The organism is Lacrimispora sp. (assembly GCF_046972725.1).
Lineage (GTDB): Bacteria > Bacillota > Clostridia > Lachnospirales > Lachnospiraceae > Lacrimispora.
Genome location: NZ_JBKVXF010000001.1, coordinates 1,301,323 through 1,314,472, shown reverse-complemented (window position 1 = coordinate 1,314,472; position 13,150 = coordinate 1,301,323). Strand labels below are relative to the sequence as shown.

The 13,150-nt window shown below is 45.4% G+C and carries 9 protein-coding genes; all 9 read left to right on the top strand.

The window, feature by feature from the left end; all coding sequences use genetic code 11:
• Window positions 1-229: 229 nt before the first annotated feature.
• The 9 genes from ACLTWA_RS06305 to ACLTWA_RS06265 all read left to right on the top strand — a co-directional run bounded on the left by ACLTWA_RS06305 (window position 230) and on the right by ACLTWA_RS06265 (window position 12,976).
• The gene (locus tag ACLTWA_RS06305) at window positions 230-1,489 is read left to right on the top strand and encodes a BMP family ABC transporter substrate-binding protein (protein ID WP_412326739.1); all 1,260 of its coding nucleotides are present in this window, start codon (window positions 230-232) and stop codon (window positions 1,487-1,489) included.
• A gap of 88 nt (window positions 1,490-1,577) precedes the next feature.
• The gene (locus ACLTWA_RS06300; RefSeq protein ID WP_412326737.1) at window positions 1,578-3,107 is read left to right on the top strand and encodes an ABC transporter ATP-binding protein; all 1,530 of its coding nucleotides are present in this window, start codon (window positions 1,578-1,580) and stop codon (window positions 3,105-3,107) included.
• Entirely contained in the window at window positions 3,104-4,204 is a 1,101-nt protein-coding gene (locus ACLTWA_RS06295; RefSeq protein ID WP_412326736.1) for an ABC transporter permease, read from the top strand. Before ACLTWA_RS06300 ends, ACLTWA_RS06295 begins: the two co-directional genes overlap by 4 nt.
• A gap of 16 nt (window positions 4,205-4,220) precedes the next feature.
• Window positions 4,221-5,201, top strand: a complete 981-nt coding sequence (locus tag ACLTWA_RS06290) for an ABC transporter permease (protein WP_412326735.1) — start codon at window positions 4,221-4,223, stop codon at window positions 5,199-5,201.
• Between the two features lie 139 nt (window positions 5,202-5,340).
• A complete protein-coding gene (ftsH, locus tag ACLTWA_RS06285; RefSeq protein ID WP_412326734.1) occupies window positions 5,341-7,338 on the top strand; it encodes an ATP-dependent zinc metalloprotease FtsH in 1,998 nt (665 codons plus the stop codon).
• Window positions 7,339-7,467: 129 nt separating this feature from the next.
• Window positions 7,468-7,626, top strand: coding sequence for a hypothetical protein (locus ACLTWA_RS06280; RefSeq protein ID WP_412326733.1), 159 nt, complete (start codon window positions 7,468-7,470; stop codon window positions 7,624-7,626).
• Window positions 7,610-8,971, top strand: coding sequence for a Wadjet anti-phage system protein JetA family protein (locus tag ACLTWA_RS06275; RefSeq protein WP_412326732.1), 1,362 nt, complete (start codon window positions 7,610-7,612; stop codon window positions 8,969-8,971). The genes ACLTWA_RS06280 and ACLTWA_RS06275 overlap by 17 nt, the downstream gene beginning before the upstream one ends.
• Window positions 8,968-9,618, top strand: coding sequence for a DUF4194 domain-containing protein (locus ACLTWA_RS06270; protein WP_412326731.1), 651 nt, complete (start codon window positions 8,968-8,970; stop codon window positions 9,616-9,618). The genes ACLTWA_RS06275 and ACLTWA_RS06270 overlap by 4 nt, the downstream gene beginning before the upstream one ends.
• A complete protein-coding gene (locus ACLTWA_RS06265) occupies window positions 9,599-12,976 on the top strand; it encodes an ATP-binding protein (RefSeq protein ID WP_412326730.1) in 3,378 nt (1,125 codons plus the stop codon). Before ACLTWA_RS06270 ends, ACLTWA_RS06265 begins: the two co-directional genes overlap by 20 nt.
• Window positions 12,977-13,150 lie beyond the last annotated feature (174 nt).

Sequence of the window (13,150 nt, the reverse complement as noted above, 5' to 3'; positions counted from 1 at the left end):
AAATTTGACATAATTTTCACTTATCAATAATAATTAAGTGTGCTTATGAGCAAAATAAATAGTACAGAAAATGACACAATTCGTATTGACAAGCCTTAAAAGAATGTTATACTGGGTAATGTAAATTTTACATTTCATAAGGGTTGACAAATGCGTCAGATATGCAAAGGGCAGTATCTGATGCATTTTTAAAAATCAACCGATGCACATGTTCGAGGAGGATTAGGTTATGAAATCAAAGAAGTTGGTTGGTCTGGCTTTGGCAGGTATTATGGCTCTGTCATTAACAGCCTGCGGTAGCTCCGGTTCCCCATCCGCCACTGGTACAGAGAAAACAGAGAATCAGACAACAGAATCCGGAAAAGCAGAGTCTGCTGATCCCAAGGGTCCAATCGCCAAAGAAGACATTAAGGTCGGCTTTATCTATATTGGTGATGAGAATGAAAGCTATACTGCTGCCCATTACAACGGCGCACTGGAAATGAAGAAGGCTCTTGGCTTATCCGATGACCAGATTATTGTAAAGTGGAATGTACCGGAAGATGAGACTGCAAAAGATGCAGCCATGGATCTTGCTGATCAGGGCTGTAACATTATCTTTGCCAACAGCTTTGGATACGAATCCTATATTATAGAAGCTGCAAAGGAATATCCGGACGTTCAGTTTTGCCATGCAACCGGTTTTCAGGCAAAAACAAGCGGCTTAAGCAATATGCATAACTACTTTACCAATGTATTTGAATCCCGTTACGTATCCGGTGTGGTGGCAGGGCTTAAGTTAAACCAGATGATCGAAGAAGGCAAAGTTAAGGAAGATGCTGTTAAAATCGGTTATGTTGGGGCTTATCCATATGCAGAGGTTATCAGTGGTTATACATCATTCTTCCTTGGGGTCCGCTCCGTATGTCCACAGGCTACCATGGAAGTGAAGTACACAAACAGCTGGGGCAGCTTTGATCTTGAAAAAGAAGCCGCTGATGCACTGATTTCCGACGGCTGTGTACTGATCAGCCAGCATGCAGATACAACCGGTGCTCCTGTTGCCTGTGAAGCCGCTGGTGTTCCGGACGTAGGTTATAATATTTCCATGCTTGCAGCTGCACCTAAGACAGCACTTACTTCAGCTTCCATGAACTGGGGTCCATATGTAACCTATGCGGTACAGAGCGTCATTGACGGCAAGGCCATTGACACCGACTGGTGCCAGGGCTACAAAGACGGAGCAGTTTCTATTACAGAACTGAACAAAGATGCAGTGGCTCCCGGAACTGAGGAAAAGGTAAAAGAAGTGGAAGAAGCAATCAAAGCTGGAACTCTTCATGTATTTGATACTTCTACCTTTACCGTAGGCGGTAAAAAACTGGAAACCTACAAAAAGGATGGAAGTGATGTGGAATATATCTCTGATGGATATTTCCATGAGTCTGAATACGGTTCTGCACCGGCATTTGATATTTTGATTGATGGCATCACAACCATTGACAATTAAATGCTCAGACGGAAATGAGTCAGACTTAAAAAGCGGCGTCAGAAACTCTGGCCCCGCTTTTTGCTATTATGAAATGGAGGTTCGTCCTGTGAATGAAAATTATGCCATTGAACTGAAAAACATCACCAAACAGTTTGGCAAGGTAATCGCCAACGATAAAGTCAGCCTCTCTGTAAAAAGAGGGGAGATTCTTTCCATTCTGGGTGAAAACGGAAGCGGAAAAACCACACTCATGAATATGATTTCAGGAATCTATTATCCTGATGAAGGGCAGATTGCCGTGAACGGGAAAGAAGTTTCCATACGGTCCCCCAAGGATTCCTTTGATCTTGGAATCGGCATGATCCACCAGCATTTTAAGCTTGTAGATGTATTTACCGCAGCGGAGAACATCATTCTCGGTCTGCCCGGCAAGGCACTTCTTGACCGCAGGGCAGTGATAGAAAAGATAAACAGCCTTACGGAAAAATACGGATTTGATCTGGATCCGGAACAGAAAATTTATACCATGTCTGTCTCCCAGAAACAAACGGTTGAAATCGTAAAGCTTTTATACCGCGGCGTGGACATTCTGATCTTAGATGAACCGACGGCTGTTCTCACGCCTCAGGAAGCGGAACGCCTGTTTGCAGTTCTTCGCAATATGAGAAAAGCCGGTCATTCCATTATTATAATCACCCATAAGCTGCATGAAGTGCTTACCTTATCTGACCGTGTTTCTGTCCTGCGGAAAGGAAAGTTTATTGGTACCATTGAGACAAAAGAGGCAACGGAAGAATCCCTGACGGAGATGATGGTCGGAAAAAAGGTCGACTTGAACATCGAACGTCCTAATCCTGTTTCCCCCAAAAAACGTCTGGTCGTAAACGGACTCAGCTATGTGAATAAGGACGGAGTAAAAACTCTTGACAATGCCGCTTTTACAGCAAACAGCGGCGAGATCCTGGGAATCGCCGGTGTGGCAGGAAGCGGACAGAGAGAGCTTTTGGAGGCCATTGCAGGACTGATTCCTTCTTCCTCCGGCTCTGCACTGTATTATCCGCCGGAGGGTGGAGAAAAAGAACTGACCGAAATGAATGCCGCAGATATTGCAAAGGCAGGGGTACGGCTTTCTTTTGTACCGGAGGACCGTTTGGGCATGGGGCTTGTAGGAACCATGGATCTAACGGACAATGTCATGCTGAGAAGCTATAAAAAGGGGCGTTCCATCTTTGCAGACCGCAGATCCCCCAAAGCCCTGGCAGAAAAGCTGATTCACGAGCTCGGAATCGCAGCTCCCGGCACTGCAACCCCTGTAAGAAAGCTTTCAGGAGGAAATGTACAGAAGGTTTTGGTGGGGCGGGAAATCGCTTTGGCACCATCGGTACTTTTGGTGGCCTATCCGGTCCGGGGATTGGATATCCATTCCTCCCACACCATCTATCATCTGCTGAATGAACAGAAGAAGAAAGGAACTGCGGTCATTTGTGTCGGAGAGGATCTTGATGTGCTGATGGCGCTGTGTGACCGTATTATGGTCATGTGCGGCGGAACGGTCAGCGGGATCGTAGATGGAAGAACTGCAACAAAAGAAGAAATCGGAGCGCTGATGATGAAAACAGGAGGAAATCAGGAATGATGAAGGCAAAAGAGCCGCTTTTTCAAATGGCAAAGCGGGAATCCATTGAACCGTGGAAGGCATGGGCGATCCGCCTGCTTGCGGTTTTTCTGTCCCTGGCTGTATGTGCAGTGGTGATTGTAGCACTGACAGGACTTAATCCTCTGGAAGTTTACAAAGGAATCGTCGAAGGTGCCATAGGTACCAAACGGAGAATCTGGATGACCATCCGGGATACTCTGGTCCTCCTTTGCATTGCAGTGGGAATCACACCAGCCTTTAAAATGAGATTCTGGAATATCGGTGCAGAAGGACAGGTGCTGATCGGAGGTGTTACCTCTGCAGCAATGATGATCTATTTGGGAAATACCCTTCCGCCGGTGGTATTGTTTCCTCTGATGTTTTTGGGAAGCGCGGTGGCAGCCATGGTCTGGGCGTTCATTCCTGCATTTTTCAAAGCATACTGGGATACGAACGAGACATTGTTTACCCTGATGATGAATTATGTAGCCATGCAGGTGATCACCTTTGGAATCATTTTCTGGGAGAATCCCAAGGGCTCCAACTCGGTTGGAACCATCAATTCTGCAACCAGGGGAGGCTGGCTTCCCAAACTGTTCGGCTTAGAGTATGGCTGGAATCTGGTCATCGTTCTGGGACTTGCCATCGCCATGTTCTTCTACTTAAAACACAGCAAGCAGGGATATGAGATTTCCGTTGTGGGAGAGAGCGGCAATACAGCCCGCTATGCCGGAATCAATGTGAAAAAAGTCATTATGCGTACGGTGGCACTTTCAGGTGCTTTATGCGGGATTGCAGGCTTTATCATTGTAAGCGGCGCCAGTCATACCATCTCTACTAGTACGGCAGGCGGACGCGGTTTTACTGCGATTATTGTTTCCTGGCTCAGTAAGTTCAACACCTTTGCCATGATTTTGGTTTCCTTTTTCCTTGTATTCATGCAAAAAGGTGCCGGTCAGATTGCTTCCCAGTTTAATTTGAATGAAAATGCTTCCGATGTTATTACGGGTATTATTCTGTTCTTTATTCTGGGCTGTGAATTTTTTATTGACTATCAAGTGAGATTCCGGGGCGGCAGACGTTCCTCGGCAGAATAAGGAGGAAGAAAAGATCATGGAATTTTTGGTAATATTTATTCAAAAAGTCATTGGTCAGGGAATCGGCATCCTGTATGGCGCACTTGGAGAGATTCTGACGGAAAAATCCGGGAATTTAAATCTGGGTATTCCGGGCATGATGTATATGGGCGGCATTGCCGGACTGATCGGTGCATTTTTATATGAAAATTCAGCAGCAGAACCAAGCGGGATCATTGGTATTTTTATTTCCTTTTTCTGTGCCTTTCTCTGTGCTGCCTTTGGAGGGCTGATCTACAGCATACTTACGATAACCTTAAAGGCCAATCAGAACGTGACCGGACTGGCGCTGACCACCTTTGGAGTGGGATTTGGTAATTTCTTCGGAGGTTCCTTATCAAAGCTTGCAGGAGGAGTTGGACAGATTTCCGTTGCTGTGACCGGAGGCGCATTTAAAACACCGGTTCCGGGACTTTCCAGTCTGGGTTTTATTGGAGAGGCGCTGTTTTCCTACGGGTTTTTAACTTATCTTGGAATCATACTTGCAATTGCACTCAGCTTTTTTTTAAACAAAACCAGAAAAGGTCTGAATCTGAGAGCCGTGGGTGAAAGCCCTGCAACGGCAGATGCAGCAGGAATTCGTGTTACAGCCTATAAATACCTGGCTACCTGCATCGGCGGCGGTTTAAGCGGGCTTGGAGGACTTTATTTCGTTATGGAATACTCTGGCGGAACCTGGACCAACAATGGGTTTGGTGACAGAGGCTGGTTGGCCATTGCTCTGGTAATATTTGCACTATGGAAACCGGTTGGTGCAATCTGGGGTTCCCTGCTGTTTGGAGGCCTTTATATTCTTTATTTATATATCCCTGGTCTAAGCCGTGGGACCCAGGAAATTTTCAAGGCTCTTCCTTATGTTGTGACCATCATTGTTCTGATTATTTCCAGTTTAAGGAAAAAAAGAGAGCACCAGCCGCCAGAAAGTCTCGGTCAGGCTTATTTCCGGGAGGAACGGTAAATACATTTATGAGAATTTAAACCAGTCCGGCTGTTTATAAGGATTTTATAATTCTTTTCTTGATTTATGGGGAGACTGACACTATAATGATAGAGATATAGAATGGGTAGAAACTATCCGGATTGGAGACTTTACACAGATGGATAACAAGAATCAGAATAAGATGCCGAAAAACGCTCAGGTGATCGTCGTATGGGTCGTTACGTTTCTGATTGCGGTGGCAGGGATCTCTTATCTGCACAATGCAATTACAACAAGGACCAATAAAGAACTGAGCTATGACACCTTTATGAATATGGTCGATGACAAACAGGTAGAATCGGTTCATGTAGACGATACAAAGATTACCATCAATCCGAAGAAGACCTGGGAGGGATATAAACCAGGTGTTTCTTATTATACGGTGCGTATGGATAATGATTTAAACCTTGCAGAGCGTCTTCGTGATGCAGGTGTGGAGACTGTCAGAACCCGCAGGGACAGTAATTTCTTCATACAGACCATTATCAGTTACCTGCTTTTGTTTGCTGCCATGGGATTTTTACTGAATTTCATGATGCGCCGGGTAGGCGGAGGCGGACTGATGGGCGTTGGAAAGAGCAATGCCAAGGTCTATGTGCAGAAGGAAACCGGAATCACCTTTAAAGATGTGGCAGGAGAGGACGAAGCCAAGGAATCCCTGACGGAAATCGTAGACTTCCTTCACAATCCTGGAAAATATACAAAGATCGGTGCAAAGCTTCCCAAAGGTGCCCTGCTCGTAGGCCCTCCGGGAACAGGAAAGACTCTTCTTGCCAAAGCAGTTGCAGGAGAAGCTCATGTTCCCTTTTATTCTCTGTCCGGTTCTGATTTTGTAGAGATGTTCGTTGGTGTCGGTGCATCCCGTGTCCGCGATTTATTTAAGCAGGCCCAGGAATCAGCACCCTGTATCATATTTATCGATGAGATCGATGCCATCGGAAAAAGCCGTGATTCCAGATTCGGAGGCGGCAATGATGAAAGAGAACAGACGCTGAACCAGCTTCTTTCTGAAATGGATGGGTTTGACTCTTCCAAAGGGCTTTTGATACTTGCAGCAACCAACCGTCCGGAGATCTTGGATCCTGCACTTTTGCGTCCGGGACGTTTTGACCGCCGGATCATTGTGGATAAGCCTGATTTAAAAGGACGTGTGGATATTTTAAAGGTCCATGCAAGAGATGTGCTGCTTGATGAATCTGTTGATTTGGATGCCATTGCCCTTGCTACTTCTGGAGCTGTTGGTTCCGATCTTGCCAATATGATCAACGAAGCAGCCATTTTAGCAGTAAAGAGCGGCCGTCATGCCGTATCCCAAAAGGATCTCTTTGAAGCTGTGGAAGTGGTTTTGGTAGGAAAAGAGAAAAAGGACCGGGTACTGAACAAAGAAGAACGCCGGATCGTTTCTTATCACGAGGTAGGTCATGCGTTAGTCAGTGCCCTTCAAAAGGATGCGGAACCGGTCCAGAAGATCACCATTGTTCCAAGAACCATGGGAGCTTTGGGATATGTGATGCAGGTGCCTGAAGAAGAGAAATTCTTAAATTCCAAGAAAGAGCTTCATGCCATGCTGGTCGGCTATCTTGCAGGCCGTGCAGCGGAGGAAATCGTATTCGATTCGATTACCACAGGTGCGGCCAATGATATTGAACAGGCCACAAAGGTAGCCAGGGCCATGATTACCCAGTACGGCATGTCTGAAAAATTCGGTCTTATAGGTCTGGCATCAAAGGAAGACCAGTACTTAAGCGGACGGACGGTCATGAACTGTGCGGAAGCCACCTCCTCCCAGGTAGATGAGGAAGTTATGAGAATGCTGAAGGAGGCTTATGAAGAAGCTAAGAGCCTGCTTATGGATAACCGTGATGTGATGGACAAGATCGCAGAATTCTTAATTGAAAGAGAAACCATTACCGGTAAGGAATTTATGAAAATATTCCGTGAAGTAAAAGGAATTCCTGAGCCGGCAGAGGGAGATAAGGATTCTGAGGGAAAAGACGGTTCATCAAAAAAGTTCAATGATCTTCAGGACTGGTCAGAAGACAAGACGGAAGAAAAAGCAGATTTAAAGGCTGAAGAAAAGGATTCTGATTTGGATATTGGAAGTGTAAAAAAATAAAGCGTATTTTCAGGGCCGCTGTAAGTGATTATTCTTGCAGCGGTTCTTTGCATTTCGTGGGATTTCCTTTTGCTGCAATAAGGTTCTGTTTTGATAATTTTATTGTAAGAAATGGGGAATTTTGTTATAATGGATATAAGAAGCCATAATAATTACAGCGGCTGTCATGAACAGGTGATAGCCGTTTCTTTTTGTCTGTTTCTGGCGGCTAAGTCCGTCAGGCCGGCAGGAACCATATGCAGGAAAAGACAGGAGAGGAAGCGAAAGAGAAATGATACTGATGAATGAGATACCGGACCGGTTCTGGGGATTGTTCCGATCTGTAAACCGGTCCACTTACATAGAAGCTCTGTTGAGAATCAACGAAGAGTATGAGTACAGCAATTACTTTTTAAGCCGGGAGGTCTGTCTCCAGGTGCTGGAGGATTATTTTGTCCAGAAGCGTTTTGTGATCTGGCAGGACGAACTGGAGGAAGAGGCCGATGAGTCAGAGCCGCCTGCTTCCAGAGTACTGAACTGGCTTTTAAGAGCCGGCTGGCTTCGAAAAGTAGATGACTATGCCTCCATGACCGTCCATATCGTAATCCCTGATTATGCGGCTGTTATGATCGAGGCATTTTTTAAGCTTACAAGCGATGAAGAGGATGAGACCCAGATTTATATTCAGAATATATATGCCATTCTGTTTTCTCTGCAAAACGATCCAAGAGCCAGCGTCAGTCTGTTAAATACCGCTTATATCAACACCAAAAAGCTCAATAAGACCTTACAGGACATGCTTCATAACATGGATAAATTCTTTGCCAGCCTGCTGGAACAAAAGGCATATGGAGAGCTTTTAAAAGAGCATCTGGAAGGCTATGTGGAGGAAATCGTAAAAAAGAAATATCACATCTTAAAGACTTCTGATAACTTCTATCTCTATAAAAATGATATTAAGCGGTGGATTGGCAGTATGCGGGAAGATTCCCAGTGGGTGGAGCAGATGAGCCGCCGAAGCGGGAATAAGGTCACGGCTGCGGATATAGGGGAAAAGCTGGATCAGATTGAGCGTGGATTTGATGACATTGAGCACCGGATCGCCAACATGGACAAAGAACATTCCAGGTATATCCGGGCAACGGTGACAAGGCTTAATTATCTTTTGAATCAGGAAGATAACATGAAGGGCCTTGTGATCCGGCTGTTGAACCATCTTTCTGATGCTGAGGATCAGGAACAGGCCATAAGGGAGGTAGGCAGCTGCATCAATCTGTCCCAGGTATCCATTTTATCTGAAAATGCTCTTTATAAAAAGAGAAAACCGAGGACCGTGTTTAAAGACCATCTGATGCCTGAGGAAGAATCCAGAGAACTGACCACAGAGGAGATCCTGAATCTAAACCGTTTAAAAAACCGTTACAGCAGGAAAGAGATTGAAAACTATATTGGATCCCATATGGAAAACGGACGAATGGAAGTTACAGAAGATACGGTAAATACTCCGGAAGACTTTGAAAAGCTGATTTTGGCCTATGATTATTCCACCAGGCAGAAAAGCCTGTATCAGGTGGAAGACGGAGAGCCGGAATTTATCGACAACGGCAGATACCGCTATCCCAGGCTGGTATTTGTAAGGAGGAAAGAATCATGACCTATGAAGAAACTGCTGGCAGCATCGGCCAGATCCCATATTTTGATACCTTAAATCAGGAGGAAAAAGGGGAAGTGACGGAAGGCTTAAAGCTTCTGCTGCGCCAGACCTTTGTACTGGAGCATAAATATGACAAGCGTTCCGGGCGTTTTAGCTATAACCCGGAGTTTAAGATATGCAACAAGCATCTGGAATTTATCCGTGCTTATTTTGCGGTAATCGGAGTGAGAGTTCTGGAAAACAGCCAGCTGGGACTGATCTATATCCAGGGAGAGACCACTATGGGAGAGAAGCTGCCCAAACTGGCCACTCTTTATTTACTGGTGTTAAAACTGATCTATGATGAACAGATGGCAGAGGTGTCCACCAGCATCAATGTGTATACTACATTAAGTGACATTCATGAGAAGCTGGGCAGTTACCGGCTGTTTAAAAAACAGCCTGCTCCAACGGAAATCCGCCGGACCATAGCGTTGCTGAAGAAATACCAGATCCTGGAACCTCTCGATCTGTTAGAGGATTTAGAAGGGGACAGCCGAATGATCATTTATCCCTGCATCAATGTGGTGCTGTTTGGCGAGGATGTCCGCGGCTTGTTAGAATCATTTGAAGAAGGAGATGACAGCGATGACGAACCAGAAATTTGAAGCCCTTTCCAGAATACTCCTTAACAACTGGCACTATATCAACCGGAAAACCTTATCCTTCCATAAAGAAATTAACTTTTTTACCGGACACTCCGGAAGCGGAAAGTCCACGGTCATTGATGCCATGCAGATTCTTCTTTATGCCAATACGGATGGAAGGGGATTCTTTAACAAAGCGGCAGCCGATGATTCGGACCGGAATCTCATTGAATATCTGCGGGGTATGGTCAATATTGGGGAGAATAACGAATTTGCTTATTTAAGGAACCAGAATTTTTCCACCACCATCGTACTGGAATTAAAGCGGACAGATACGCAGGAGTGCCAGTGTGTGGGCGTTGTCTTTGATGTGGAGACAGCCACCAATGAGATATCCAGAAAGTTCTTCTGGCATAAAGGCCCCCTCTGGGATAATGGCTACCGGACCGGTTCAAGAACCATGACCATAGAAGAGGTCATTTCGTATTTACAGACGTTTTATTCCAAAGAAGATTACTTTGCGACCTCCCATAATGAACGGTTCCGCAGGCAGCTCTACGATGTGTATCTTGGAGGACTGGATTCAGAGAAATTTCCTCTTCTGTTCAAACGTGCCATTCCCTTCCGCATGAACATCAAGCTGGAGGACTTTGTAAAGGAATACATCTGCATGGAGCAGGACATTCATATCGAAGATATGCAGGAAAGTGTCATGCAGTACGGGCGTATGCGCAAGAAGATCGAGGATACTTCCATTGAAATCGGCATTTTAAAGGATTTATCCCGAAAATTTGAGGCGGTTCAGGAGCTGGAGTCGGAAATTCAGAAACATATGTATTTCTTTCACAAGGCAGAGATTCTGGATTACCAGACAAGAATACAGGCGCTGACGGATAAGACACGGCTTGCCAGAGAAGATCTCCTTCGTCAGGAAGAACAGAAGGTAAGTCTGGAAGGCCAGATTCAGGATCTGACCGTTCAGGGGGAAGAGCTTTTAAGGCGGATATCCTCCACCGGATATGAGGACTTGAAAAATCAGTTAAGCTCCGCCGAAGAGCTGCTTGGTCATTTGAATAAAAGTGCCGTCAAATGGTCCCAGACATCAGAACGGCTTTTGAAATGGGTGGATGAAGAAACAACCTCCAACCAGACCATCTGGGACATTGAGGCGTTTCAGAAAAACCGGGTGGATGAAGAAACTCTTGTTCGTTTAAAGCGTTCCATTGCAGAGATGCAAAAGGAAACGGAAGAGACGAAAAAAGAGGCAGAGGGAGTGCTTCGCGATATCCGGAAAAAGGAGCGTCAGACCGGTGAGGAGCTTGCCCAGCTGAAAGCAGGAAACAAGGCTTATCCCAAGTATCTGGAACGGGCAAAGTCCATCATTCAGCAGCGTCTTCTGGAGGACACCGGAAAGGCTGTGGAAGTCCATGTGCTGGCAGATCTTTTAGACATCAGGGATGAGACCTGGAGAAATGCAGTGGAGGGCTATCTGGGCAACAATAAGCTGTCTTTAGTAGTCCCCCCGGCTTATGCGAAAGCGGCACTGGCCATTTACGGGGAACTGGACCAGAACGAATATTATAATGTGGCAATTCTGGATACGGAAAAGGTATCTGAAAATACCAGTGAAGTGACGGCTGGTTCCTTATCGGAAGAAGTGATTGCCAGTGAAGCCTATCTTCAGCCATACATTGATCTTCTCTTAGGCCGGGTAGTAAAATGCCAGGACCTTAATGAACTGCGCCAATGCCGCGTCGGTGTGACTCCGGATTGCATGCTTTATCATACGTTCCGGCTCCAGCACATGAATCCGGACAATTATACAAAGTTTGCCTACATCGGAAAGGACAGTGTCCGCAGGAGAATCCGCCTCTTAGAAAAGAATCTGGTATCCATGGCGGAGGAGAAAAAACCTCAGGAAGCTATTTTGAAGGAATGTGAGCGGATACTTTCCATGGAGGGCCTGTCAGAGGATACTGGTGTTTATCTGGAGTGGCAGCAGGATATGGCTGCATTAAAGGAAAAGGAAAAAGAAAAAAAGAAGCTGGAGCAAAAGCTTGAAAAATTAAAAGCCCAGAATGTCAGTGAATGGGAAAAAGAGCGGGAAGCCATCCTGCTTCTATGCGATCAAAAAAGGGCCGGGCAAAGAGCTGTGGAACGTCTGATGTTTGAGTGCAATGGAAGAATCGAGGGCTTTCAAAAGGAGCTCCTACAGCTGCAGGAGGAGCTTGTCATAAAAATGAAGTCTCTGGAGCGGGATGAAGAACTGGAGGCTGAGGCCAGACCGTACTTTGAGACAGAGGAACCGCCAAGATACGACCGGATGAAGGACCGTTTTTTTGCAATTGTGAAGAAAACGGAGGAAGCGCGCGACGAAGCCTTCCGTGAACTCCTGTCAGCAAGAGGGGAATATGCCAGAAAGTATCCGAACCGGAACTGTTCTCTCACTGCAAAGGACAATCAGGAGTATGACCGCCTGTTGGAGATCATGGAATGCGGTGATCTGGAGAAATATAAAAAGATTGCCGCAGAGCAGGCCAAGTCGGCGGTGCTTCATTTTAAAGATGACTTCATGTTTAAAATCCGGAGTGCCATAAGAGATGCCTTACAGCGAAGGGATGAACTGAACCGGATCATCAGTCGTCTGGATTTCGGTAAGGATAAATACCAGTTCGTTATTGGAAAAAATAAAGGTCCTGACGGAAGATATTACGATATGTTCATGGATGATTCTCTGGAAGTAAATCCATCCCAGCTTACAGATTCTGTAGATGACCAGATGAATATTTTCACTATGGAACATGAAAACCAGTACGGGGAAATCATAAATGATCTGATCAATATCTTCATTCCGCCGGAAAATGCAACTCCGGAGCAGATGGAGGAAGCCAAAAGAAATATGGACCGGTATGCTGATTACCGCACGTATTTGTCTTTTGACATGCAGCAGCTGATTCAGAATGAGGATGAAGTCATTAAAATCCGGTTAAGTAAAATGCTTAAGAAAAATTCCGGCGGAGAGGGGCAGAATCCTCTTTATGTGGCTCTTCTGGCGAGTTTTGCCCAGGCATACCGTATTAGTTTATCTCCGAAGATACAGAGAAACCCTACCATTCGTCTTGTAGTGCTTGATGAGGCATTTTCCAAAATGGATGGGGAAAAGGTAGCAAGCTGTATCGAGCTGATCCGGGGACTTGGCTTCCAGGCCATTATCAGCGCCACCAACGACAAGATTCAAAATTACGTGGAGAACGTGGATAAGACCTTTGTGTTTGCCAATCCAAATAAGAAGTCCATTTCCATTCAGGAGTTTGAAAGAGAAAGCTTCCCGGAGCTGATGCAGGAGCTTGATGAGGAAGAAAATGAGGGGGATTCATAAGGAATGGTGATGTTGAACCATATGCTCTGATAATAAGAGAATGGCGGTTAGAATATTATAGGAATAACCATTGAACCGTCTGCTGACATTCTTCTGCTATGGCTATTGAGAAAAGAGAACTTTTCCTTTGGTTATACACATGAAATACCGGAATTTATAACCTGTGAATTATGA